Here is a 24607-nt window from a genome sequence, read left to right on the forward strand (position 1 = left end):
GACTGGAGACTATAGTGCTTTTCGTTTGTATACAATACACACTGACTTCACTTCCATTCCTCTCTGTCCTTTGAATCTTATTCCCCAACGCTAGTAAGAAAAGGGCTGTTCTTGTTAGGTCTTAATTTACGCAGAAACCAAACGGCGTAAAGATTCAGCACGGCGTTTAGCAATAGAGTTATTTGGAGCAAATTTTAGTGCTTCTTCGTAAGTTTGTAACGCCTGACTATTTAACTTTTTCTTCTCGTAAGCATGACCGAGATTATTCAACCCTGTTACGTAGTCTGGTTTAGATTTAAGGGCTTCTTTATACTGACGAATTGCTAAGTCATATTGCTCTTGGATAAAATAAACATAACCCAGCCCGTTGTAAATGGGGGCAATATTTTCTTCTCCCTCTTCTGGGGCAGCTTTCAGAGCTTTTTGAAAGAGGCTGATCGCTTGGGAATACATTTTTTTTTCTGAATAAATACTGGCTAACTCATAATATTCTTGAGTCGTACCCTTTTCTTTCTCTAACTTCTTTCGCAATTTTCCAAAGGAGCCTTCAATCTTGCGAGTTTTGAAAATCTGGCGAAAAACACCCACGGCCGCAATTGTGAGTAGAACCACCAAAATTGAGAGATAAACAACGGCTAGACTGTTATCCATTGCTGCAAATACAAATATTAAAAGTTGCTTCTGTAATCTATTATCAGCCTATTGGGCATGAGGGAGATGAGGCAGATGAGGATAATGATTTTAACAGACGCGATAAATCGCGTCTGTTACGGTAAACCCCAATATTGAGAGCGTTGCTGGAGCCAACCTTCTTCTAAGTAACGAGCGATCGCTTGATTCACATTTCGTCTTAACTCATCGTACTGCAATCCCTTGGGCATGACTACAGACAAGGGTTCAGTTGATAGCTTGGTTGGCAGTAGCCGATATTGGGGATATTGTTGCACCCAACCGCTCAGAACGCTAGCATCTGCGGCAAAAGCTATGGCGGCATTACTTTCTATTTCCTCTCGTGCTTCGTTATAGGAATTCACTCCTACTAACTCGGCATTTGGCACATAGTACCGCACTTTAGCAATGGTGCTGGAGTTATTCAGTACGGCAATTTTTTGTTTTGCCAAATCACTCAATTGCTGAACAGAGGCATCTTTTGTAACTAATACAGTGCCATCCAAATAGTAGGGAACACTGAAACTAACTATGCGGCTGCGAGATTCAGTTGCTGTTACCCTAGCGATCGCAAAATCAACTTTCTTGTCTAAGACTACAGACAGGCGATCGCGATTCGCTACAGGTTTCAATTTTACAGCCTTTGTCCCAACTAAATCAGTTGCCAAGCGCTGTGCCAAGTCGATTTCTAAGCCTTGCAAATTGCCACTGGTATCTTTAAATCCCAAGGGACGCAAGTTATCTTTAACTGCAACAGTTAAATAGCCCCGCTGCTGAATTTCTGGCATTTCGGCGGCAGATGCAGTTAATCCTGTCCCCAGTATGGAAAAGCAAGATATCAAAAAAATAGTGGCGGATAATACCAGATGTAACCGAGTAATTACTTGCCATCTGTTACATCCGTTGTACATCCGTTGCCACCTTTATCCTTTAGCTTGATTTGCTAGTTCAGCAACTTTGCCGAAGCTAGCCGGATCGAGGACTGCCAATTGCGCCAACATCTTGCGATTTAGTTGGATATCAGCTTTTTTCAGGTTACCAATCAACTGGCTGTAGCTCAAGCCGTGTTGCCTTGAAGCAGCGTTGATGCGGGTGATCCAGAGGCGACGAAAATCGCGCTTTTTCTTTTTGCGATCGCGGTAGGCACTCCTTAGTGCCTTCATCACTTGTTGGTTGGCAGTTCTAAACAGAGTTGAGTGGGAACCGCGAAAACCTTTAGCTAGTTTGAGAATTTTATTGCGGCGCTTCCGAGCTACATTACCGCGTTTTACCCGTGTCATAACTTATTTCCTGAAATATTTACAAATATGGGAGCATCAAGCGCACGTTGAGTTCATCGCGTTCATGTACAAGTCCGCTCTTGGACATACTACGCTTTTTGTCGGAAGATTTGTGCTCTAAAAGGTGGTTTTTGCCAGCTTTACGACGGACAATTTTGCCGGTGCCGGTGGCACGGAATCGCTTCGCTGCTGCTTTACGAGTCTTGAGTTTAGGCATGGTCTAGCTTTAATTCGACACGATCCATAATTATATACTAATAAAATTGCTTGAATGCAAATTAAGTAAACGATTTAACCAGCCGCGATCGCTGTAGATAAAATTAATTTCACCGATGGATGAAGTAAATATAGTCGAATATGACCCATGTTGGCAGACCTTATTTGCACAAGAAGCCGAGCGTATTTGGCAGGCACTAGGCAATAACTTAGTTGCGGAAATTGAACATATTGGTAGTACCGCAGTACCAGGAATGGCAGCAAAACCAGTTATTGACATTATGGTAGGAGTCCATTCCTTAGTAGATGCAAAATCTGCTGTTTCGATATTAGAATCTTTGGGATACGTTTATTGGCGTGAAGATCCGCGTCCTAGACGGATGTTTTTTGTGAAAGGAATGCCACCATACGGAAAGCAACGGACTCATCATGTTCATATAGTCGAGATTAACAGCGAATTTTGGGAACGCAAGCTATTTTGCGACTATCTGAGGAGGCATTCTGAAGAGGCGAAACGTTACGAAGCTTTAAAACGCAGTTTGGCGGCAACTTTTCGGAGCGATCGCGAGGCTTATACCAATGGTAAAAATGACTATATCCAGGCTGTGATGTCAAAAGCACGGTGTGAAAAGATGGGCAAAAAAGAGTAATTATATTAACTATTTTTCCTTGAAAATTCCAGTTATTTCAAAAATTAACTCTGCTGCTTTACTCATTAATGAAGTGTCAATCTCAATTTGATAATTACCCTGTTTTAAAACCTCCGTCACAACTTTACTAAAATCTGCATTACCTTTCCTCGCACCCAAACCATTAATTGCACATTCAATTTGCCTCACGCCACAACTTAAAGCAATGAGTGAATTATCTACCGCCATGCCCAAATCATCATGACAGTGTACTGAAACGACAGCTTGATTAATATTTGGTACTCGATTAAAAATCATTTGCATAAGTTGCGAAAACTCTTCTGGCGATGCCAAACCTAAGCTATCAGGAATACTAACAGTGTTAGCACCACTCTTGATTGCAGTTTCAATAGATTTGCACAAAAAATCTGGCTCACTTCTGGGAGCGTCAAAAGCACTCCATTCAACATCATCACAGTAATTGCGTGCCAGAGAAACACTTTCTTTAATTGTTACTAATACTTCTTCTTTGCTGAGTTTAGATTTATTTTTAATATTTACCGGAGTATAAGTGTGAATTCTACCTTTTATAGCTGCTTTAATTGCTTCGGCAAGAGTGATTATTTCATTAAAATTGGAACTTGCTAGCCCACAAATAGTAGATTTTTTAATTATTTTAGAAATATGAAATACTTCATCAAAATCTTTTTGGGAACTTCCTGGATAAGCAACTTCAATAATATCTACTCCCATTTCTTCGAGTAATTGGGAGATGATGATTTTTTGTTGCAAATTCATTTTGACACCAGGCGTCAATTCTCCATCACGCATGGTGGTGTCAAAAATAATTACTTTGTTATTATTTGTTGACATATTCGTTAGAAAAAGCGATCGCTTACATCAAATATAATTTTAAGGAATATTATCCTTAACCAACTGCTCCAGTTATGGGGTCAAAGATATATTCACAACTATTACCTGATTCGATTTACTCTATATGCTAACCGACAAAGGTTGGAGCAAGGTTAAAATAATTCGCTGCTGTTTAGGCTTCTTGATAAATTATTTCTTGAAACTGGATCATATCTTTTTGCGGATCGGCGTGGCTAACTTTCACTAATATCTGTTCGCCCAAGTTCACAGAACGTTTGAAAGTCATTGGCAACTGCAAGCCTAAATCTTCTAACAAAATTAATGCCAAGTTGCTGTCTTCGCGCAGCCACATCAACACTGTCACATCCCAAGTTTCCTCTGGATGACGGCGTAAATACTCTAGAGCATAATATCTATTAGTTTGCCGTTCCACCATCGTCACCTCTTGGGTGATCGTGCTGACAGTCATCATTACTTCTTTTAGTTGTTCTGCGGAAAATGGCAAAACTTCACCACGCAAATGAGCTTTCAATTGAAAGTGGGTGAGCAAGTCACTATAGCGGCGGATGGGAGAGGTTGCTTGGGTGTAGGTATCCAAACCTAAACCAGCATGACGCAAAGGCGTGATGCTCATTTCACTCTTGGGCATACAACGACGCATGGCACAGGCACGAACGAATCCAGCCGGAAGTAGGAGCAATTCCTCATCTGGAGGTAATTCCGGTTGCGGTTGACCGCGAAAGGGCAAAGGTATGTTATGAGCTTTACCATAGCGAGCCGCAACTTCACCGGCAAGAATCATCATTTCTGCTACCAGTTGCCGCGACGGGGAATCGTCCAAAATCTCAATGTTGATCTCGTCACCTTTGACTTTGATCGTTGCTTCCGGCATAGTGATGCTAATTGCCCCTTGGGCGTAACGCCAAGCTTTGCGCCGCTGTGCCCAAGTAGCGATCGCGGCAATTTCCGGTTCTGCTTGTACCCTTAATTGCAGCATTTCATCTACATCTTCGTAGGTGAGGCGATAAGTCGGCTTAATCGAACTGGTATGAATGCTGTAATCTTCTACTACTCCAGTTGTACCTAAAACAATCCCGAAACTGAGGGCGCAACAAACCCTTCCCTGGATCAGACTCATTGGCCCAGTTGCCAATACCTCTGGGAACATGGGAATCATCCCCGTAGGTAAATAGACTGTACTACCCCGCTTTCTGGCTTCCAAATCTAATTCATCTTCCGGCACTAACCATCTAGTAGGATCGGCGATATGCACCCATAGGCGTTCCCGTCCATCAGCGAGTACTTCCCAACTTAGACCATCGTCGATCTCTGTAGTAGTTTCGTCATCAATGGTGTAGACCTTCAAGTGAGTCAGATCCAGGCGGTTTGTATCTGAGTCAATCGGCGGGAAATCCAAACGCTGTTGCGCCACTTCTAATACCTTATGAGGAAATTGAATTGGAATTGAAGAACGACGCAGGAACAAGTTTTCATAAGGACTCCAGCAACCCAAATCCACTAACAGTTGAAAGGCTCCTTGGGGTGTTGTGGGTCGTCCCAGCATGGTCATAGTTTCTAATACTGGAGCGCTGGGCGGATAAGCACGAGCCAAGGAGTCATAATTAACCCCTGTCCGCACGGTGTCAGCTATCAGCGCTGCGTATTTTTCTAGTCCTTCTAAGCGTTGGCGATCATGGCGGCCCCACTCTACCACTTCACCTTTGAGCGCCTGCTCTATACGAGTTAAAAATTCCTGCTGTCCCTTAGCTTTTAGTGCCTCTACTTCTAGCTGGTGCTTGCGTTCTGCCACCTGAGCAGCAGTTCGCGGTTCGTAAGCGTCTCCTTTTTGCTTGAAATAAAGTTTGTCGTCTGATAACAAGCAATAGGCAGCGTAACAATGAGGCGCGGCTGATTCTGAAAATAGCAGATTCGCCATTTGGTCTGGGGTGACTGTTTCCCCATCTTCAACCAGTAATTCCCAAGCCACTTCTAAGCTAGATGGATCTAAATAAGGCTTGATCTGTTCCAAAAAGCTGGCAATCTCAGAGGGCTTGTAAGTTTGTCCGGTAACTGTATAGGTTATTTGTTTAGGCGCGAGGCTGTAGGATTGACCACGTTCGTCTACCACAAACCAGCGGGTTTTTCCGTCTGGACGTTCTACGATGCCCAGACGGCGATCGCCTTGAACCCTAAATTCAACTAGCGTCCCCTTCTCCACAACTCTCGCACTCTAATAATTTTAGATTTTAGTCGCACCTTTGGTGCGCTGGAAGCGCAACTTGGATTTTGGTGAAGCAGCGCGGTCTTGGGGGTTTCCCCCATGAGCGACTGCTGAACCCGAAGGGATTTCATAACTGGTATTAAATCCTTAAATCCAACCATTTTTGATCCAGCAATTCATTTTACACTCTCTTTTTCAGATTTGAGATTTTGGTCTTAGTAAAGATAAAGCCAAATGTTTATTTAAATACAGCTTCTCTTTATAATCCAAAATCTAAAATCCAAAATCCAAAATTGCTCTAGCCTTCCGCATTGATAAATGGCAACAAAGCCACAATCCGCGAACGTTTAATTGCTAATGTCAACTCTCGCTGTTGCTGAGACGTCAGCCCAGTAATCCGACGTGGCAGTATTTTACCCCGCTCTGTGACAAACTTACGCAATAAATCAACATCTTTATAATCGATTGGTTCTCCTGGCTTGATCGGAGAAAGACGACGACGGAAATAACTCATCTCTATTTAATTTCCTTGTGAACGGTATGTTTGTTGCAGTGGGTGCAGAACTTTTTCAGTTCTAGCCGATTTGTAGTGTTGCGGCGATTCTTAGTACTGGTATAACGTGAAACACCAGCAGAACGCTTATCTAAATTTGTCCGGCACTCAGTACACTCTAGTGTGATAATAATGCGGGCACCTTTACTCTTAGCCATAATCTTACAAACAGTGAAGCCTGAAGAGAATTAACACAAATTACTATCTTCTCACATTCCGCCGCATATTTTCAACTAATCTTTTGACTTTTATATCAAGCGAGTAGCCACGACGCGACGAAACTATGAAAGTTCCGCAGTAGCGATCATGCAAAGCCTGCTGCATCTTGGCATCATAGAAGGCAGTCCCACAATCAATTGCTAAGGGAAGTATTAGCAGTATAGCAGTGGGATTGGCTCTAATATTGCTCAGGGCAATTGACACTAAAAGGGCACCTAAGCCGATGATTGCCTCTCGCTTCAGCAGTGAGGGCAAATCTGGAATTCTGCCCATCACTTGCCCATTTTCGACTGACAACACCTTTAAATCGAACGCCCAACGCCCTAAACTTTGCCCTTGATTGTTGTATACCAGCACCACCCGCAAAACTAGCCAAAGTATTACGAAAACTAAGATTTCAACAAATTGAATACCGATATCGCTGCCTCCCAGTAGGGAACTGACTAACCAGATACCAAGGAAATCAAGTCCTAATGCCATACCTCGTCGCCCAATATCAGCCTTGGGATAGTGTTTTTGGGAAACTCGTTCGATTGTCATACAAAATAGGTATTTTTATTTAGGGGTTGGGGAATAATGATTGCTCCTGTTTTTTATATTAAGATGATGACTTGGCTACTTGCTGGGCTGTAAACGAACAAAAACCAGCCAGCACAAATTTATGAAACTGCCAACTGCACGACTCAAGAATAGGATTAAGCAGCTATAGGGGTTTTCATGCCCTGCCGGTTCGCCTTTGGCGTTCTCGTAGAATAGCCGCTACGCGTTATGGATGCAAGATCCAGTAGGGGCGTACTGCTAATCCCAGAATGACTTAAGCTTTAATTCTGTTTTCGGTAAATCTTGTATTGTTGTAGAAACTTAATTTTAATTAATTTGGAAGTTGTATCCATGAAACATCTGTTTACTAAAACAGCTTTTAGGATAGTGACGACTACTAGTTTAGTATTAGCGATCGCCATAACCACTAACGACCTAGCTGATGCTGCTGAGTTCAACTTTAACTGGAAAGGAGACACCGGTTATTCAGCTAAAGGTTCATTTAACTACGATACAACAACTGCTCCAAGCGTCATCTCTGAAGCAGGTTTAGGGGCTACGAAGAACTTGCAGTCTCTTTCAATTTCCTTCTTTGATCCATTGAATACTCTCATAAATAGTTTCACTCCAGTGGTTAGTGGTGTATCTAACTACAGGTATTTGAGATTCAAGTTTGATAACACTACCCAGCAAATTGGCCTCTTTGATGTTGGCAAGGATAATAGTCTTCCTGGTGACACATGGCTTAATAATAATCTCGCACTCATAGATGAAAACTTTAGTAATCAGGTTCTAGCTAAAGAATTTCATTTTATCAAGAGAGATGCAGCAGGCACAGAGCAAATACTAGATTTAAGTAACAATTCAGTCCAGGTATCTAAAGTCCCCGAAGGAAGCATAATTATAGGTTTACTAGCAGTGTGTAGTTTGGGATTTGCCCTCAAGCAGAAAAAAGTTAGTTCTTTTGAACGAGACAGAAGTAGAAATGTATTTGGATCAACAAATAATCACTAATTTGTAGTTTGTAATTCGTAATCAAAGTTTCGACTCTGCAACCACCTTAAATCACTGCTAGACTGGCTTTTAAATGATTCGTAGGAAGTTCTTGTGCCGAAACTGAAACCAGATGACATTTGTCAAGTGCGCTGTTTCAATGACGAGTTGGTAGTTCACGTCCGCGATGCAATGCCGATAGATGAAACCCTTGAAGAAGCTAAAACACTCTTTACGGCTCTTGCTGACAAATCTCGGCTGAAGATACTCCATGCCTTGAAAGATAGCCAGGAATTATGTGTCTGTGATATTGCAGAGGTTCTTGGTGTGCAGGTATCTGTGGCATCACACCATTTGCGAAAACTACGTGATCTTAAGGTACTCAAATATAGGAATGATGGGAAACTCGTCTATTACTCGCTGCGAGATCAATTCGTAAGCCAGATTTTGGATCTAGTGTTGCAAAAGATTGTTCAGTAGTCTGTACTATTTTTTTTATTTAATCATTATGATATTCTTTTGAATGTTGGAATGAATAGCCAAGTGATCAAAGGAAATGGATAATGTCTGACCACTGCTGTCAAAACAAATCGTCTGAACTAGAAAAAATGACCAAGCGCCAGAGCAAGGTTTTGTGGATTGTTCTGGGCATAAACGCTGTGATGTTCGTTGTAGAACTCCTGTCTGGCATTCAGTCCAAATCCCTTTCTCTTACGGGGGACTCCCTTGATATGCTGGGAGATGCGATCGCTTATGCAAGCAGTCTTTACGTAATCAATAAAGGAGCAAAATCACAGGCAAAATCTGCCATGCTCAAAGGAGCTATTATGTTTTTGTCTGCTGTAGTGGTATTTGCCAGGGCTACTCATCAGGTGTTTTTTAACACAAGTCCTGACCTGGAAATCATGAGTACAGTGGGATTGATTGCCTTTTGTGCAAACTTGTTCTGTCTTTATCTTTTGACAAGACATAAGAACGATAACCTCAATATGTCTTCTGTCTGGCTTTGTTCTCGTAACGACATTATCGCCAACACATCTGTACTTGTGGCGGCTGGATTGGTATTTTTGACAAGATCATCTTTGCCAGATTTGTTGGTGGGACTTATGCTCACGTTTATTTTTGCGAAGTCAGCAGGATCAGTCCTCTCTAAGTCTTGGAGAGAATTGGAAGGAGCTTAGAGCTTAAGTCAGAAATCAGTGTTTGATTCGCATTTTACAGAGTTTTTCTAGAGTGGGACGGAGCGATCGCCAATAGCAATTAGTATGAGAATAATTTCCAACATGATATGCTCTCTTGATTGAGTCGTTAATGTTACTTTACACAGATTAAGGTAAAAAGTCGGAGGCGATCGCTATGTTATCAGTCAGCGATGCACAAGCAATTATTTTAAATTTAGTCCAACCGTTGGATGATCAACGGGATACGGAAATTGTCGATTTATTGGCAGCCGATAGTCGGATTTTGGCAACACCTGTCACCAGTCCGCTAGATTTTCCCCATTGGGATAATTCGGCAATGGATGGCTACGCAGTTCGCTATCAAGATGTACAGCACTCTAACGCCGAACAACCAGCCGTTTTAGAAATTGTTGAAGATATTCCGGCTGGGTATCAGCCCAAGTCTACGATTCAACTAGGGCAAGCCGCGCGGATTTTCACAGGTGCGGTGATCCCAGCAGGTGCGGATACTGTAGTCATGCAAGAGAATACACGTCGGGAAGAAAACCGCATATTTATCCTGGCTGCACCAAAACCGCAAGAATTTGTCAGATACAAAGCATCTTTTTATCAAGCTGGAACACAACTACTACCAGCAGGAATTAAGTTAAGTGCCCCAGAAATTGCCGTATTGGCAGCAGCACAATGTCCGCAATTAAGTGTTTACCGCCGTCCGCGTGTGGCAATTTTTTCGACTGGTGATGAGCTGATGACAGTTGAGAAACCGCTGCAACCAGGGCAAATTGTGGATTCTAATCAGTATACGCTGGCAGCTTTGGTAAAAGAGAGTGGGGGAGAACCGTTAATTTTAGGTATTGTGAAGGATGATCCAGTTGCCCTTGAAAAAGTCATTGCCCACGCCATTGCGATCGCTGATATAGTTCTCTCTTCTGGTGGTGTCTCAGTGGGAGATTATGATTATGTGGACAAAATTCTAGACTCACTAGAAGCAAAAATCCACATTCAAGCTGTGGAGATGAGGCCAGGGAAACCTCTTACTGTTGCCACTTTCCCCAGTAGAGATGTGATTAATCGCGTCTCTACAAACTCAGCCCTCTATTTTGGTTTACCAGGAAATCCTGGGGCTGTGTTGGTGACATTTTGGCGGTTTGTGCTACCAGTAATCAAGAAAATTTCGGGAATTACTGAAGGTTGGGAACCAGTATTTTTGAAAGTGCGATCGCATGATGAGTTGCGATCGGATGGCAAGCGTGAAACTTACCTTTGGGGTAAATTGCATTTAATTGATGGAGTTTACGAATTTCACAAAGCTGGTGGTAGTCACAGTTCCGGCAATTTAATTAATTTAGCTCAAACCAATGCTTTGGCTGTTGTGCCGGTGGGTAAAACATTAATTTCTCCACAAGAAGAGGTACAAGTTTTGCAGCTTGTTAACGGCTAAGTAGCTCAAAATAATACAGCAATTTGCAAGTAAATTATACCCCTCCCCAACCCTCTCCTTGCCAAGGGGAGGGTTGGGGAGGGGTATTTTTGTACTTCACCAAGTTTAAACAGGACTTACGCACGGGTCATGAAAGAACGAACCACAGAGACACAGAGAAGCCAGTGCGTTGGGCGGGTTCCCCGACTTGTTCGCGCAGCGTCTCCCCTTCTCCCAAAGGGAGAGGCTAACGCCAAGGGAGAAGCAACTGGCGCGACACGGAGGAATGATTTGAGAGGTTTTTTGCGTAAGTCCTATTAAATCTGCTGTAGTTAAAATATCTGCTCAAAAGCCTCAATCAAGCTGTTAACTTCCTCAAGGGTGTTGTAATGTACCATACTTACCCGGATTATTCCACCTTGCGATGCTAACCCCAGGTATTCAATCAGCCGTTTAGCATAAAAGTCCCCGTAGCGAATCCCAATGTAATGTTGGTCAATTTTTGCCGGAATGATTGAGCTATTCATTCCATCTACTACAAAAGATATAGTTGGTACACGGAATCGGCGATCAGCCTTTGATTGACCAATCACTCGCACATTAGACTTACTGTTGAGGTAGTTTAGGAGGCGATCGCTAATCTTTTCTTCATGGATGCTAATTAAATCAAACGCTTGCACCATTTGATTTCTCAAATCAGGTGCAGTTTGATTGCCGTAGTGCAGTTGTGCTAACTCGCTTAAATAATCACATAACCCTAACATTCCATAACTTAATTCAAAATTGACATTCCCTAACTGAAATTTATAAGGTATATCTGTCTGTTCAATAAAATAATGGTTAAGATTAGGCAATCTTAATAAATGTTCTTCTTTACCATAAAGTAAGGCATGATGTGGGCCATAGACTTTATAAAAACTCAAAGTATAGAAATCAACATCTAAATCTTGCACATCAATTAATCTATGGGGTGCATAAGCTACACCATCTACACAAATCATCACGTTGCGATCGTGGACAAATTCAGCAATTTCTTTGATCGGGTTGATGGTTCCCAGAACATTAGAAGCATGAGTCAAGGTTACCAGTTTGGTGCGCTCACTCATCAAGAGTTCTAAGTCTGCTAAATGAAGTTCTAAGGTGTCTGGGCGAATTTGCCACACTTTAACCTTCATTCCTTGTTTTTCAAGAGCAACCCAAGCACCAATATTGGACTCATGGTCACAATTAGTAACAATAATTTCATCACCAGGCGTGAAAGTTTGACCCAGAGAAATTGAGAGAACTTTCAACATCATTGTAGTAGATGGACCCATGACCACTTCTTTAAAAGAATTGGCGTTAATCAAAGTAGCGATTCCCTTCGTTGCTAGAGCTAATCGTTCTCCTGCAAGTTCAGAAACCGCATAAGAAGCTCCCAACTGGACATCAGAACTCAAGAGATATTCGCTAATTCTATCTACTACTTTTTTTAGGGTTTGTGACCCGCCAGCATTATCAAAAAAAGTCCATTCACCAGCTAGGGCGGGAAAATATTGGCGAACTTTATCAAGATTCAGGAGCATACTATAAGTTTTTTAGAGAATGTTCTTTACCCTAGCCTACCTTTTGGCGAGTCGCCCAGAGAACATCTATATTAGACCTCTTGCAAAAGTCCCTAACACCCCACCCCTTACCCCTCTCCAAAGCATCGGGGAGGGGAGACAAAGCGTAGCTTTGGCGGGGTGGGGTTCCTATTTTTGATTTATGCAAGAGGTTTAGTGTAATAGACCTCCTACTTCCCCACTCCCTAATACTATAGATTTAAACTCTTCGCAGCATTTCATCCCATAGTTAGATGCAAGGGTTTTTCACGGTTATATATTATTACGGACGGAAATGTGCCTCACAAGACTGGAGACAAAAATGAGGTCGTGACCGAGCTAAAGTTCTGGAATTCGTCATCATGCATGAACTAGTTCAAGCTGTCTTCAACAGTGATGAAAAAACTGCTCTACATCAGTTTATTTATGCGTTGAATACTTCAGGTAAGCATTACTTCCTAAGAAATGAGATTTTGCTCCTCTTTACTGATTACTGTCATCAATCCCAAAAGCCAGCCTATTTTTACTACTCTTCTTCTGTTGGCAAACTGATACAGTATACCCACGAAATAATTCTCGAAGAGGAAAGTACCTGGTTCGTGGTTCGACCTAAGATTGCTAATCAACAAGTTTGGCAACTGACAGCCAATTTTGATAGTTTCGAGCAGATGACACCCCAAGCCCTGCTAGATGTAAGAGATCGCTTAGTCAACCGCTACCAACGCCACATTCTCGAAATTGACCTCCACCCCTTTTATGAGGGTTCCCCAAGAATTGACGACCCCAGAAATATTGGTCAAGGTTTAGCCTTTCTGAACCGTTACCTGTGCAGTCAATTGTTGACTGACCCGGAATATTGGTTAGAAATATTATTTCAAGCATTACATCGGCTGGAATACGATGGTATTCGCCTATTGTTGAACGATCGCATTCCCTCCAGTATTCAGTTAGCTAAACAAATTAAGCAAGCGCTCAAATTCCTGAGTCAGCTTGAGCCTAATGAACCCTATGAAAAATTCCGCTTTGACCTCCAAGAACTCGGCTTTGAGCCTGGTTGGGGTAACACTGCGGTACGAGTCTCCCAAACCCTAGAACTTCTCGACCGACTCATTTTCTCTCCAGAACCTGGCATCTTAGAAACATTTGTCGCCCGTGTCCCCGCCGTCTTTCGCGTCGTCCTCATTTCCATCCACGGCTGGGTTGGACAGGAAGATGTTTTAGGAAGAGATGAAACGCTCGGTCAAGTTATCTACGTCCTCGAACAAGCTCGCAGCTTAGAAAACAAACTGCGTGAAGAAATCAAACTCGCTGGACTGGATCTGCTGGGCATTAAGCCACATGTGATTATTCTTACCCGGCTAATCCCTAACTGTGAAGAGACATTTTGCAACCTGCGTTTAGAAAAAGTCCAAAATACTGAAAATGCTTGGATCTTGCGCGTTCCTTTTGGTGAATTCAATCCAGAAGTTACTAACAATTGGATTTCTAAATTTGAGATTTGGCCCTATTTAGAAACATTTGCTCTAGATGCAGAAAAAGAATTATTAACTCAATTCAAAGGCAAACCTAATCTGATTGTTGGCAACTACAGCGATGGGAACTTAGTCGCCTTTCTTTTATCTCGCCGGATGAAAGTTACCCAGTGCAACATTGCCCATTCTTTGGACAAACCTAAATATCTATTTAGTAATTTGTATTGGCAAGATTTAGAAGACCAATATCACTTCTCGGCCCAATTTACCGCCGATTTAATCAGCATGAATGCAGCTGACTTCATCATCACATCGTCCTACCAAGAAATTGTCGGCACACCCGACACCATAGGTCAATACGAGTCGTACAAGTGGTTTACGATGCCACAGTTGTATCATGTAGTTGATGGGATTGATTTGTTTAGTCCTAAATTCAACTTGGTGCCGCCGGGAGTAAATGAGAATATTTTCTTTCCCTATAGCCAAAAAGAAGACCGAGATATTAACCTTGGCACCCAAATTCACGACTTACTCTTTATCCGCGAAGATCCCCAAATATTAGGTCACTTAGAGAACTCTAATAAGCGACCAATTTTTGCTGCGGCTTCGGTCACTTCAATCAAAAATCTCACTGGGTTAGTTGAATGCTTTGGTCAAAGTCAGGCGTTGCAAAAGCATTGTAACCTGATCCTCTTAAGTGGTAAACTGCATCCGCATGAAGCTACCAACCCAGAAGAAGCAGAAGAAATCCAAAAACTTCACGACATCATTGATCAATATCATCTCTATGGTAATATTCGCTGGATAGGGATGCGTATCCCGACCCGCGACCTCGGCGAAGCTTACCGGGTAGTTGCAGACTCTCAGGGAATTTATGTCCATTTTGCTCTCTTTGAATCCTTCGGGCGGAGTATTTTGGAAGCGATGATTTCCGGCTTGCCAACTTTCGCCACTCAATTTGGTGGCTCTTTAGAAATAATCGAGAACCAAGAGAATGGATTTAATGTTAATCCTACAGACTTAGAAGGAACAGCAAAGAAAATTTTAGACTTCGTTGAGCAATGCGATACTCATCCTGAACATTGGCACGAAGTCTCAGAACGGATGAGTCAGCGAATTCATAATAGATATAATTGGCATTTACACAGCAATCAATTACTATTGTTAGCTAAAATGTTTAGTTTCTGGAACTTTGTAGCTCCAGAAAATAACGAAGCCAGAGATCGCTATATGGAAGCCTTATTTCATCTCATTTATAAACCTAGAGCCGAAAAGATTTTGGAAAAGCACATGGGGCACGGTGCTTAGGGAATGGGGAGTAGGGGATAAGAGGACAAGGGAACAAGGGGACAAGGAGACAAGGGGAATTAGAGACTGGTTGATCCACCTCGGAACTCCGTTCATCTCTCTTAAAGACTCGTTCATCCACCTCGGAACTCCGTTCATCCACCTTTGATACTCGTTCATCCACCTCGGAACTCCGTTCATCCACCTTTGATACTCGTTCATCCACCTCGGAACTTCGTTCATCTCTCTCAAAGACTCGTTCATCCACCTCGGAACTCCGTTCATCTCCCTCAAAGACTCAAAATCCCCACTCCCTACTTTATGCAAACAAAAGGTCATTCTCGCCATTTTATCTACACAGACTGGATATTAATCGAAACCCAGTTTGACCCTGAGCAATTGCAATCCAAAGAAACCGTCTTTACAATCGGCAATGGATACTTGGGAACAAGGGGCAGTTTTGAGGAAGGGCATCCTCATGCATTGCCAGCTACTTTCATCAACGGAGTCTATGACGATGTGCCGGTGGTGTACACTGAACTGGTAAATTGCCCGGATTGGCTACCCTTAGTAGTGATTGTGAATGGCGATCGCTTCCGTCTCGATCAAGGTGAGATATTAAACTATGATCGCCAACTTGATCTGCGTCAAGGACTACTCATCCGTGCCTTGCGCTGGCGTTCTCCGAGTGGGAACACCATAGATATCCATTTTGAACGCTTTGCTAGTCTTGCAGATCCGCACGTGTTGGCGCTACGCTGCAATATAACGCCAGTAGATTTTGATGGGGTAATTGAAGTTCAAGCTAGCATTAACGGCTATCCAGAAAATCAGGGTTTCAATCACTGGGAAGGACTCGATCAGGGCAAGACAAACCAAGGAATCTGGTTGCAACGCCGCACCCGCAACTCCCGAATTGAACTCGGTATGGCAGCTAAGGTAACAATATTAGGCACTGAAGCATCTTTGCAAGTCAGTACCGCACCTGGTTATCCTACCTTGAGTACGACCTACGAGGCGAAAGCCCAACAGACCGTAACAGTAGAAAAAATCGTCACAGTTTTTACCTCGCGGGAGATTGAAACACCAGTTCCAGCAGCTCAAGAAAAACTTGCACACCTGCCAGACTATGCAACATTACAAAGAGCCAATGAACAGGCATGGGATGAGGTTTGGCAGCAAAGTGACATCATGATTGAAGGGGATAGCACAGCTACTTTTGCAGTTCGCTACAATCTGTTTCAACTGCTGATTGCTGGCCCACAGCATGATGATCGGGTGAGTATTCCTGCTAAAACCCTTTCGGGGTTTGGTTATCGCGGTCATATCTTTTGGGATACAGAAATTTTTATGCTGCCCCTATTTCTGTTTACCCAACCAGCGATCGCCCACAACTTACTCAGTTACCGCTGGCACACCTTACCAGGAGCGCAACGCAAGGCAGCCCATTACGGGTATAAAGGGGCAATGTATGCCTGGGAAAGTGCAGATACCGGAGATGAAGTCACACCACGTTGGGCACTCGAAAGTGATTTTTATGGCGAAGATGTGCGGATTTGGTGCCGCGATCGCGAAATTCATATCAATGCAGATATCCCCTACGGCATCTGGAACTACTGGCAAGCCACTGGTGACGATGAGTGGATGCAAAAGTGCGGCGCAGAGGTGATCTTGGATGCCGCCATTTTTTGGGGTAGCCGCGTGGAATTCAATCCTGAGCAGGAAAAGTATGAAATCCGGGGAGTGATCGGAGCGGATGAATACCATGAATTAGTCCACAACAACGCCTTTACAAACCGGATGGCGCAATGGCATTTAGAGAAAGCGATCGCAGTCTATGATTGGTTGGTTGACAAATTCCCCGAACGAGCCACCGAATTAGAAGAGAAACTAAAACTCACCCCAGAAGAACGAGCGCACTGGCAAGATATCATCGCCAAAATATTGTTTTTCTATGACCCATCAACAGAACTAATTGAGCAGATCGAGGGATTTTTCCAATTGGAAGATATTAACTTAGCAGAACATGAACCACGCGATCGCTCCATGCAAGCCATCTTGGGTATTGAGAAAACCAATAAATATCAAGTACTCAAGCAGCCGGATGTATTGATGCTGCTTTATTTAATGCGGGAATCAGCAGATTTTCCCTACAACAAAAAAGCATTGCAGACAAACTGGGATTACTACGCACCCCGCACTGACATTACCTATGGTTCGTCCCTTGGGCCAGCAGTTCACGCCATCTTAGCTTCCGATTTGGGCAAATCAACGGAAGCTTACGAACGGTTTATGCACGCGTCAATGGTGGATCTTGAAGATAACCGAGGTAACACCAAAGATGGAGTTCATGGCGCTACTGCTGGTGGTGTTTGGCAAGCTGTAATTTTTGGATTCGGTGGCATCCAACTAACCGAAAACGGCCCCGTAGCCAATCCCCACCTGCCCCCTGGGTGGACACGCCTGAAGTTTAAACTGCACTGGCGCGGGAAATGGCACGAGTTCGATCTCCGTCCGGGAGAAGTTGCCCAGGATATAACTAATCAATTAAAATATCTCCAAGTTTCCCCTTCTGGAAATCCCCCAAATCTCCGCTCAGAAGCTTCTGAACACCAGGTTGATTCCCCTGCCTCCCCTGCCTCCCCTGCCTCTCCTACTCCCCCTGCCTCATCCCCCCCAGTCGCCAATCCCCAATCCCAGAGCGAAGCAACCCATAACTTCAACATCCAAGGATTCATCTTCGACCTAGATGGTGTGCTAACAGATACAGCAGAACTTCATTATTTAGGTTGGCAAAAGCTAGCAGATGAAGAGGGTATACCGTTTAATCGGGAGGCTAACGAAGCGTTGCGGGGTGTATCCCGTCGTGCTTCCCTGATGCTGATTCTTAAGGATAGACCGTATTCAGAAGCACAAATCGAGGAGATGATGGAGCGTAAGAATCGCTATTATGTGGAATTGATGCAAAATATGACGCCCCAAGATTTGTTACCAGGTGCGATCGCCTTCTTGGATGAACTGCGGCAAGCTGGGATTAAAATCGGTATTGGTTCAGGTAGTAAAAATGCCCGCACAGTGATCGAGCGACTGGGCATTGCTGATAAAATAGATGCGATCGCTGACGGTTATAGTGTACAGGAACCCAAGCCAGCACCCGACCTGTTTCTGTATGCAGCCAAGCAACTAGGACTCGAACCAGAGCAATCTGTAGTTGTAGAAGATGCCGCAGCAGGCGTAGAAGCGGCTCTAGCCGCTGGTATGTGGGCAGTAGGACTCGGCCCTGCTGAACGAGTTGGAGCCGCTCATGTTGTTTTGCCCAGCCTAGCAGGAGTCAAATGGGCAGATTTAAGAGCCAAATTAAGCAACATTGCCAGACAAAAGGATTTAGGGACTTCCAAATAAAATTTGTTGAAAGTCCATAAACAAGTCCCCAAAGAGGCAGAGGAGTGGAGTTAAGTAGTAGTGCAAAATTAAATATACATTTGTCATTGCCAAAGCAAAACGAAATGTTCGCTCTACGCCCTTCTTCTAAAGGAGACGCTCTCTCTCATTTCTCCGTGACCTCTGCGCCTCTGTGGTTCGATTTTCCGTTAGCTGTGCGTAAGTCCTGAAATAATTTTGCGTAACCACTTATGATCTGCGTCCTTTGAGTATCAAAGAACTCGTTAACGGAGTTCTAAGCCTCATTAATGAGTATTAAAGACTAGTTAAACTCTTAAATTCAAAAAGACACTACAATAATCAATCACTTTTATTTATCGAATTAAAAGCAAAAAATAGTTGCTTCTATCCTTAAAGGTCTTTAAAGTAGAGTTAGCCCGTCAACAATAAGTTTATTGTAAAGTTTTTCTTAACAGTAGGTTAGGGAAACGAACTCAAAGACTTTGTATATTTAAGTGTGACTTTAAAATATTACGCCTGTGGTAATCTCTAACAAATCAGAATACGCACTTCTAGCCCTGTTAGAGTTGGCAACCTGCTACCCTAACGGTGAAGCCCTGCAAATTCGAGAGATAGCGGTATTGCAAGACATACCGAACCGCTATTTGGAACAACTCCTAGCAACATTAAGGCGTGGAGGTTTAATTAAGAGTATACGCGGAGCCAAAGGTGGCTATGTTCTGGCACGAGAACCTGGTAAGATTACAGTGTTCGATGCTTTTAGCTGCATGGAAGGGTCAGATATTGTTGTCTCTGATTGTGAGCCGACTCCCAACACGGTAGAAGGTGAGCTAATTCAGGAAGTCTGGCAGGAAGCACGTCAGGCTGCTAACTCCGTTTTGGAAAAATATACACTTCAAGACCTTTGTGAGCGGAGATCAATCCGCAAGCAGAAGGAACTCATGTATTACATTTAGGAAGGATGAAGTGGGAGAATTTTCATCCTTAATATCAAAGTAATAACGAGATAACCCGTGAGGCTGTTATATGCCTGAAGTCAATTCTCAACAGCCGATAAATAGTGCCGCTACTCTTGTAGAGAGTTATGCAGCCGGAAAACGAGATTTTAGTAAAGCAGAACTGGGTGATGCTGATTTGCAAAGCATTAACTTGAAAGGATCTGATCTCAGTTATGCTGACTTGAGTGAAGCTAACCTGAGTGGCGCTAATTTGAGGGGAACTGACCTGAGCTTTGCCGATCTAAATCAAGCTAATCTGAAGGATACTGAATCTTAGGGGAACATTGTTGATGTCAGCGAATCTGTGCCAAGCTGACCTCAAAGGAGCGAACCTGGAAAAAGCAGACTACGATTACCTACGGTAGGCTACGCCAACGCAACACCCATTTTCCTCAAGATTTCGACCCAGTGAAAGCGGGTATGCAGATTAAATTTTAAAATTGATTAATTTAAGTTGAATGATCGTATATACCTCAAGATAGAAGATTTTTCTCCCAAAAGATGTTGTATTTTGGTAAGAAAGCCTATCTATGAGGTTGACAATGGAGGCAAAAAGTGAAACCTTCTACCGACGCGCACCGCTAATTAGTGCTGGAATTTGTCTTGGTGTGGGTCTTGGAGGATTTCTTGATGGAATTTTACTGCATCAGCTCCTCCAGTGGCATCATATGCTCAGTAGCATTCGACCTCTGACAAACACGGCGAATATAGATTTGAACATGGTATGGGATGGGTTATTTCATGCCTTGGATTGGGTATTCACCGTGGTAGGACTAGTGTTGCTATGGCGTGCAGGAGGGCGTGATGATGTTCCTTGGTCATCACAAACCTTTATTGGGTCAATAGTGATTGGAACTGGGTTATTTGACTTTGTTGAAGGTTTAATTGACCACCAAATTCTCGGTATCCATCATGTCAAACCAGGCCCAAATCAGTTAGTTTGGGATCTAGGATTTCTTGCATTCGGTGCGCTACTTATTATTATCGGCTCGATAGTGATAAAAAAAGAGTCAGTAGTCAATAGTCATTAGTCATTGGGCATGGGGGCATGGGGGCATGGGGCATAGGCATTGGTTATTAATTCTGCTCCCTCTGCTCCCCTGCTTCCCCTGCTTCCCCTGCTTCCCCTGCTCTCCACTCCCCACTCCCCACTCCCCACTCCCCACTCCCCACTCCCCACTCCCTACCTATGCCTACAGATACTTTTGAAAAAACTAGCTGGAGTTGGCAGCTTTCTCAATTCCAACACCAAGTGGGAGAATGGTGTGAATACCAGTTTTACCGCTTTCAACAGGCAATGCCCGAATTGCCTACTGGATGGTCGATTAGCCCTTGGCTAAGTGAGTTGTTGAAATTCCTATTTTGGCTGGTAATAGGCTTATCTATAGCTTGGGTGAGTTGGCGATTATGGCGAGAATTCAGTCCTTATGTATATTCTTGGCTGAATAGAAGTGGCAATATGACTGATTTTCGCGGAAAAAATCGCTCTAGTGAGTCATCCATAGCCCTTTTGTTGGAGCGATCGCAAGAATTTTACCGTCAGGGTAATTACCGTGAAGCTTGCCGTTGTGTCTATTTAGCGATGTTGCAGCAGTTGGAGCAAAAAGCGATCGCACCCCACAAACTCAGCCGTACAGATGGAGAATATCTGCAATTGCTGCGATCGTCTGTGACTCCCATACAGCCTTATGAAACTTTAATTACCACTCATGAGCAATTATGTTTTGGTAATGCCGAAATTTTGCCAGACAATTATGAACAGTGTCGGCAAGCTTATCGGGAAATTTCCCCAGAATGAAGAGGATATAAGGACGCAAAGATTAAACTCGTTTAAACTCGTTCCCATGCTCTGTATGGGAATGCCTATCTAGAGGCTCTGCCGCCAAAGTACTAGAGGCATAGCCTCCCTAAACCCATTCCTTGGCAGAGCCAAGGAACGAGAGGTTGATATTTTATTTTGTGGCGATCGCGATCGCCTTTTCTACAGCTTCCAAGGCAGTGTTTACTTCCGCCTCTGTGACAATCAGCGGTGGCACAAACCGGACTACTTTTGGCCCAGCTGGTACGAGCAATACACCCTCGTTGATGGCAGCATTGACGACATCGGCTGCGGTTAGCCCAATGTCAGATCGCAACTCCAAACCGTTGATTAAACCCCATCCCCGAACTTCCCCAACCTGCTGAGGATATTTTGCTGCGATCGCCCTCAATCCAGATCGCAATTGTTCACCCCGTTCTTGCACATTCTGCAAAATATTTTCCCGCTCCAATGTCTGGCAAACACTGAGTGCTACACCACACACAAAAGGATTTCCGCCAAAAGTACTGGCGTGTTCCCCTGGTTGAAAAACATCGCAGAATTTCTTGCTCATCATTGCGCCGATGGGAATACCACCACCTAAGCCTTTGGCACTGGTGAAAATATCCGGTTCAACGCCGAGATGTTCGTAAGCCCATAATTTCCCACTGCGTCCCATACCAACTTGCACTTCATCGAAAATCAATAAAATGCCAGTTTCGTCACAAATCTGCCGCAGCTTTTTGAAATAGGCAACATCTCCTGGACGCACACCGCCTTCTCCCTGCAATGGCTCAATTAGAATTGCCGCTACCCGATAATCGCCCTCATCTAACTCGCTAATTGCCACTTCCACAGCGTTAATATCGTTGTAATTTACGTAGTGGAAACCAGGAACCAAAGGATCAAAATACTTTTGATACTTCGGTTGTGCAGTGGCAGTAATCGTCGCCAAAGTCCGTCCGTGGAAACTGGCATTGGCGGTTAAAATAATCGGTTTTTCAATGTCTAATACTGTGTGGGCATATTTCCGCGCCAGTTTAATTGCAGCTTCGTTAGCCTCAGCTCCAGAGTTGCAGAAAAATACGCGATCGGCACAGGAATGATCAACGATCCATTTTGCCAATTCACCTTGCTCAGGAATGTAGTACAAATTAGAGACATGGTGCAGCTTTTGGATTTGGCGTGTCACCGCTTCTATCATAGCTGGGTGGGCGTGTCCCAAAGTACAAGTGGCAATTCCAGCTACAAAGTCCAGATATTCTCGCCCCTGTGTATCCCAAACCCGGCATCCAGCACCCCGTTCTAGGGCTAAAGGAAACCGGGCGTAGGTAGACATGACAGCTTCATTAAAGCTATCTGCATCAAAGGGACTGGATGCTGACCCTGAATCTGGGGGGATGGTGGCTTGGTCAACGAGAGTTTGTAGGCTCACTACCGCTCCTCCTGAAAGTTTTTCATTATATAGTTATTTACTAGTTTCCTAGAAATCCCTAAAAAATACTTTTTATTTAGTACAACTTGTACTTCCTTTTAGGCTAACGCTTATATAACCTCAAACGCTTGGCGGTGGTGAAAAAAAACTTTGTACTTCAACACTTACTGCTGAGTCATTTTGTCATGGGTTAGTCTAGTCAGGAGTGCAAAACTAAATTTCCAAAAAATAAGGATACGGATTTAAGATGTTTCCAGGAACTAAAACCAAGGTTTTTAGGCTTTATAGAATGAGCCTTCTGAGTTTCGCACTCCTGACTAGTCTAAACTCCAGGTATTGAGTTTGGACTATTAGTTTGGATAACTTGTAGTTTAAATGTACTAAAAATGACGAATGGTATAAAGTTTAGTAGAAAACTAAAAAAAGTAGGCTAAAAGTACTATTGTTACGTCATTCTCAACACTAGAGCAAAAATATCAACGTATCCAAAAGGAGTTAATGGCTGGGGCGATCGCTCTCGGCGGTGTTTTCGTCATTGGCACTTTGTGGTATTGGTTAGTGGAGGGCTGGTCATGGGAAGACGCGGCTTACATGACAGTCATCACTTTAGCGACTGTGGGATATGGAGAGATCCACCCAATGGGTAGCCGAGGACGATTGTTTACAATTGCCCTGATTTTGTTGGGTGTAATGAATATCGGTTACATTGTCAACAGATTTACAGAAGCGATCATTCAAGGCTACTTTCAAGAAGGAATTCGGCTACAGCAACAGAGGCGGTTAATGGAATCCCTGTCAGAACATTACATCATCTGTGGATTTAGTCGGACTGGTCGTCAAATTGCCAAGGAATTTCGGGCAGAAGGCGTACTTTTTGTGGTAATTGATTCGGAGATGGAATCTATACAAAGGGCGCAGATGGAAGGTTACACGGCATACCAAGGTGACGCTACCCTAGATGACACACTTTTGAAAGTTGGTATTGAAAGAGCGACTTGTATCGTTGCAGCACTTCCTTCAGATGCCGAAAATTTATATATTGTTTTATCAGCAAAAACACTGAATACAGGAATTCGAGCGATCGCCCGCGCAAGTACAGAAGAAGCTTTGCAGAAGTTACAACGCGGTGGTGCAGATGAAGTGATATCCCCCTATATTACTGGTGGGAAGCGCATGGCTGCTGCGGCTCTCAGACCCCAAGTATTGGACTTTGTAGACGGGATTTTGACAGGTGCAGACCGCCAATTGTATATGGAAGAATTTTTACTCGACCCGGTTTTTTGTCCTTTTGTCGGTCAAACTTTACAAAAAGCGAGATTGCGATCACAAACTGGGGCATTAGTTCTAGCAATTCGCCGCCTTGATGGGACTTTAATCGGTGGTCCTACTGGTGATACAGTTTTAATGTCAGGAGATCGGCTAATTGGGATGGGTACAGCCGAACAGTTGCGTGACCTTAACCAAATTCTCGGCCCAATTGGTTCTCAAAAATTGCGTAAACCTAAAAATAATAACTGATAAGTACTTAGGTGATTTCTAAGAAAAAGTTTACTGATAGAGGTAAAATATAATCTGCATTCCTAAGAACATAGGAGTAAGTATTTGGGTAGATCAGTCTTAGGGAACCGACTAGACTCACCAAGTAAATTATTAACATCATCGCAAATCGAAGACCTACGACTAGCAGCATCGAAGATGGGCAAAGCAGAGCGTCGGTGTTTTCAGGCAGATATGGCATTGAAATATTGTCAAGGCAGAACCAGGCTGGCAAAAACAGTGTTTGGCTGGGGAAGAGAAAATATTAAAGTAGGATTGGCAAAAAAATGAACAGGAATAAT

At 43.4% G+C, this 24607-nt stretch carries 24 protein-coding genes and 1 pseudogene; 13 read left to right on the top strand and 12 right to left on the bottom strand.

What is annotated here, in order from left to right:
• Positions 1-126: 126 nt before the first annotated feature.
• From V7K46_RS22765 to rpmI, 4 genes are all read right to left on the bottom strand, one after another.
• Positions 127-651 (bottom strand): tetratricopeptide repeat protein, encoded by a 525-nt coding sequence (locus tag V7K46_RS22765; protein ID WP_335117070.1) that lies wholly within the window; start codon positions 649-651, stop codon positions 127-129.
• Positions 652-767: 116 nt separating this feature from the next.
• Positions 768-1580 carry a transporter substrate-binding domain-containing protein gene (locus V7K46_RS22770; RefSeq protein ID WP_335117072.1) on the bottom strand — a complete coding sequence of 271 codons (813 nt, stop codon included), beginning with the start codon at positions 1578-1580 and terminating at the stop codon, positions 768-770.
• A gap of 12 nt (positions 1581-1592) precedes the next feature.
• Positions 1593-1949 carry a 50S ribosomal protein L20 gene (gene rplT, locus V7K46_RS22775; protein WP_069069781.1) on the bottom strand — a complete coding sequence of 119 codons (357 nt, stop codon included), beginning with the start codon at positions 1947-1949 and terminating at the stop codon, positions 1593-1595.
• Between the two features lie 19 nt (positions 1950-1968).
• Positions 1969-2166 carry a 50S ribosomal protein L35 gene (gene rpmI / locus V7K46_RS22780; protein WP_335083311.1) on the bottom strand — a complete coding sequence of 66 codons (198 nt, stop codon included), beginning with the start codon at positions 2164-2166 and terminating at the stop codon, positions 1969-1971.
• Positions 2167-2281: 115 nt separating this feature from the next.
• On the opposite strand from rpmI, the gene V7K46_RS22785 reads away from it, so the two are divergent.
• On the top strand, positions 2282-2815 hold the full coding sequence (locus V7K46_RS22785; protein ID WP_335117075.1) for a GrpB family protein: 534 nt from the start codon (positions 2282-2284) through the stop codon (positions 2813-2815).
• Between the two features lie 9 nt (positions 2816-2824).
• On the opposite strand, the gene V7K46_RS22790 is transcribed toward V7K46_RS22785, so the two are convergent.
• From V7K46_RS22790 to V7K46_RS22810, 5 genes are all read right to left on the bottom strand, one after another.
• On the bottom strand, positions 2825-3667 hold the full coding sequence (locus V7K46_RS22790; RefSeq protein ID WP_335117077.1) for a 2-isopropylmalate synthase: 843 nt from the start codon (positions 3665-3667) through the stop codon (positions 2825-2827).
• A gap of 172 nt (positions 3668-3839) precedes the next feature.
• Positions 3840-5885, bottom strand: coding sequence for a ribonuclease catalytic domain-containing protein (locus V7K46_RS22795; protein WP_335117079.1), 2046 nt, complete (start codon positions 5883-5885; stop codon positions 3840-3842).
• Positions 5886-6186: 301 nt separating this feature from the next.
• Positions 6187-6402, bottom strand: coding sequence for a 30S ribosomal protein S18 (gene rpsR / locus V7K46_RS22800; RefSeq protein WP_012411240.1), 216 nt, complete (start codon positions 6400-6402; stop codon positions 6187-6189).
• A 2-nt stretch (positions 6403-6404) separates the two neighbouring features.
• Positions 6405-6599 carry a 50S ribosomal protein L33 gene (gene rpmG, locus V7K46_RS22805; protein ID WP_298918780.1) on the bottom strand — a complete coding sequence of 65 codons (195 nt, stop codon included), beginning with the start codon at positions 6597-6599 and terminating at the stop codon, positions 6405-6407.
• Positions 6600-6642: 43 nt separating this feature from the next.
• Positions 6643-7200 carry an RDD family protein gene (locus V7K46_RS22810; RefSeq protein WP_335117081.1) on the bottom strand — a complete coding sequence of 186 codons (558 nt, stop codon included), beginning with the start codon at positions 7198-7200 and terminating at the stop codon, positions 6643-6645.
• Positions 7201-7551: 351 nt separating this feature from the next.
• Here V7K46_RS22810 and V7K46_RS22815 point away from each other — a divergent pair, with 351 nt between their 5' ends.
• From V7K46_RS22815 to V7K46_RS22830, 4 genes are all read left to right on the top strand, one after another.
• The gene (locus V7K46_RS22815; RefSeq protein ID WP_335117083.1) at positions 7552-8214 is read left to right on the top strand and encodes a PEP-CTERM sorting domain-containing protein; all 663 of its coding nucleotides are present in this window, start codon (positions 7552-7554) and stop codon (positions 8212-8214) included.
• Positions 8215-8307: 93 nt separating this feature from the next.
• Positions 8308-8673: an ArsR/SmtB family transcription factor gene (locus tag V7K46_RS22820; RefSeq protein WP_335117085.1), complete on the top strand. Its 366-nt coding sequence runs from the start codon at positions 8308-8310 to the stop codon at positions 8671-8673.
• Positions 8674-8801: 128 nt separating this feature from the next.
• Positions 8802-9374, top strand: a complete 573-nt coding sequence (locus V7K46_RS22825; RefSeq protein WP_335117087.1) for a cation transporter — start codon at positions 8802-8804, stop codon at positions 9372-9374.
• 175 nt (positions 9375-9549) lie between these two features.
• On the top strand, positions 9550-10815 hold the full coding sequence (locus tag V7K46_RS22830) for a molybdopterin molybdotransferase MoeA (protein ID WP_335117089.1): 1266 nt from the start codon (positions 9550-9552) through the stop codon (positions 10813-10815).
• Between the two features lie 311 nt (positions 10816-11126).
• Here the strand turns inward: V7K46_RS22830 and V7K46_RS22835 are convergent, their stop codons facing one another.
• Positions 11127-12359, bottom strand: a complete 1233-nt coding sequence (locus V7K46_RS22835; RefSeq protein ID WP_335117091.1) for a cysteine desulfurase-like protein — start codon at positions 12357-12359, stop codon at positions 11127-11129.
• A 380-nt stretch (positions 12360-12739) separates the two neighbouring features.
• Between V7K46_RS22835 and V7K46_RS22840 the strand changes: the two genes are divergently transcribed.
• A complete protein-coding gene (locus tag V7K46_RS22840) occupies positions 12740-15157 on the top strand; it encodes a sucrose synthase (protein ID WP_335117093.1) in 2418 nt (805 codons plus the stop codon).
• Here V7K46_RS22840 and V7K46_RS22845 read toward each other — a convergent pair.
• Entirely contained in the window at positions 15111-15404 is a 294-nt protein-coding gene (locus tag V7K46_RS22845; RefSeq protein ID WP_335117095.1) for a hypothetical protein, read from the bottom strand. The two genes, V7K46_RS22840 and V7K46_RS22845, sit on opposite strands and share 47 nt — an antisense overlap.
• A 53-nt stretch (positions 15405-15457) precedes the next feature.
• On the opposite strand from V7K46_RS22845, the gene pgmB reads away from it, so the two are divergent.
• From pgmB to V7K46_RS22870, 5 genes and pseudogenes are all read left to right on the top strand, one after another.
• Complete coding sequence (pgmB, locus tag V7K46_RS22850) at positions 15458-18538, top strand: beta-phosphoglucomutase (RefSeq protein ID WP_335117097.1); 3081 nt, start codon at positions 15458-15460, stop codon at positions 18536-18538.
• A gap of 518 nt (positions 18539-19056) precedes the next feature.
• Positions 19057-19494 (top strand): RrF2 family transcriptional regulator, encoded by a 438-nt coding sequence (locus V7K46_RS22855; RefSeq protein ID WP_273762216.1) that lies wholly within the window; start codon positions 19057-19059, stop codon positions 19492-19494.
• Positions 19495-19564: 70 nt separating this feature from the next.
• A pseudogene (locus V7K46_RS22860) lies at positions 19565-19974 on the top strand (pentapeptide repeat-containing protein).
• A 104-nt stretch (positions 19975-20078) separates the two neighbouring features.
• Positions 20079-20567, top strand: a complete 489-nt coding sequence (locus tag V7K46_RS22865; protein WP_335117180.1) for a DUF2243 domain-containing protein — start codon at positions 20079-20081, stop codon at positions 20565-20567.
• A 158-nt stretch (positions 20568-20725) separates the two neighbouring features.
• Positions 20726-21334, top strand: coding sequence for a DUF4129 domain-containing protein (locus V7K46_RS22870; RefSeq protein ID WP_335117099.1), 609 nt, complete (start codon positions 20726-20728; stop codon positions 21332-21334).
• A gap of 154 nt (positions 21335-21488) precedes the next feature.
• Here the strand turns inward: V7K46_RS22870 and V7K46_RS22875 are convergent, their stop codons facing one another.
• Positions 21489-22769, bottom strand: coding sequence for an aspartate aminotransferase family protein (locus V7K46_RS22875; RefSeq protein ID WP_335117101.1), 1281 nt, complete (start codon positions 22767-22769; stop codon positions 21489-21491).
• Positions 22770-23267: 498 nt separating this feature from the next.
• Here V7K46_RS22875 and V7K46_RS22880 point away from each other — a divergent pair, with 498 nt between their 5' ends.
• Together V7K46_RS22880 and V7K46_RS22885 are read left to right on the top strand one after the other, a co-directional pair.
• Complete coding sequence (locus V7K46_RS22880) at positions 23268-24287, top strand: potassium channel family protein (RefSeq protein WP_335117103.1); 1020 nt, start codon at positions 23268-23270, stop codon at positions 24285-24287.
• Positions 24288-24371: 84 nt separating this feature from the next.
• Positions 24372-24596, top strand: a complete 225-nt coding sequence (locus V7K46_RS22885; protein WP_335117105.1) for a hypothetical protein — start codon at positions 24372-24374, stop codon at positions 24594-24596.
• Positions 24597-24607 lie beyond the last annotated feature (11 nt).

It is taken from the genome of Nostoc sp. (genome assembly GCF_036917395.1).
Taxonomy (GTDB): domain Bacteria; phylum Cyanobacteriota; class Cyanobacteriia; order Cyanobacteriales; family Nostocaceae; genus Nostoc.

Excerpts from the sequence above, each read along its gene's own strand:
- V7K46_RS22765 (WP_335117070.1), bottom strand. The coding sequence starts at position 651 with ATGGATAACAGTCTAGCCGTTGTTTATCTCTCAATTTTGGTGGTTCTA.
- V7K46_RS22770 (WP_335117072.1), bottom strand. The coding sequence starts at position 1,580 with ATGTACAACGGATGTAACAGATGGCAAGTAATTACTCGGTTACATCTG.
- rplT (WP_069069781.1), bottom strand. The coding sequence starts at position 1,949 with ATGACACGGGTAAAACGCGGTAATGTAGCTCGGAAGCGCCGCAATAAA.
- rpmI (WP_335083311.1), bottom strand. The coding sequence starts at position 2,166 with ATGCCTAAACTCAAGACTCGTAAAGCAGCAGCGAAGCGATTCCGTGCC.
- V7K46_RS22785 (WP_335117075.1), top strand. The coding sequence starts at position 2,282 with ATGGATGAAGTAAATATAGTCGAATATGACCCATGTTGGCAGACCTTA.
- V7K46_RS22790 (WP_335117077.1), bottom strand. The coding sequence starts at position 3,667 with ATGTCAACAAATAATAACAAAGTAATTATTTTTGACACCACCATGCGT.
- rpsR (WP_012411240.1), bottom strand. The coding sequence starts at position 6,402 with ATGAGTTATTTCCGTCGTCGTCTTTCTCCGATCAAGCCAGGAGAACCA.
- rpmG (WP_298918780.1), bottom strand. The coding sequence starts at position 6,599 with ATGGCTAAGAGTAAAGGTGCCCGCATTATTATCACACTAGAGTGTACT.
- V7K46_RS22810 (WP_335117081.1), bottom strand. The coding sequence starts at position 7,200 with ATGACAATCGAACGAGTTTCCCAAAAACACTATCCCAAGGCTGATATT.
- V7K46_RS22815 (WP_335117083.1), top strand. The coding sequence starts at position 7,552 with ATGAAACATCTGTTTACTAAAACAGCTTTTAGGATAGTGACGACTACT.
- V7K46_RS22825 (WP_335117087.1), top strand. The coding sequence starts at position 8,802 with ATGACCAAGCGCCAGAGCAAGGTTTTGTGGATTGTTCTGGGCATAAAC.
- V7K46_RS22830 (WP_335117089.1), top strand. The coding sequence starts at position 9,550 with ATGTTATCAGTCAGCGATGCACAAGCAATTATTTTAAATTTAGTCCAA.
- V7K46_RS22835 (WP_335117091.1), bottom strand. The coding sequence starts at position 12,359 with ATGCTCCTGAATCTTGATAAAGTTCGCCAATATTTTCCCGCCCTAGCT.
- V7K46_RS22840 (WP_335117093.1), top strand. The coding sequence starts at position 12,740 with ATGCATGAACTAGTTCAAGCTGTCTTCAACAGTGATGAAAAAACTGCT.
- pgmB (WP_335117097.1), top strand. The coding sequence starts at position 15,458 with ATGCAAACAAAAGGTCATTCTCGCCATTTTATCTACACAGACTGGATA.
- V7K46_RS22865 (WP_335117180.1), top strand. The coding sequence starts at position 20,079 with ATGGAGGCAAAAAGTGAAACCTTCTACCGACGCGCACCGCTAATTAGT.
- V7K46_RS22870 (WP_335117099.1), top strand. The coding sequence starts at position 20,726 with ATGCCTACAGATACTTTTGAAAAAACTAGCTGGAGTTGGCAGCTTTCT.
- V7K46_RS22880 (WP_335117103.1), top strand. The coding sequence starts at position 23,268 with ATGGCTGGGGCGATCGCTCTCGGCGGTGTTTTCGTCATTGGCACTTTG.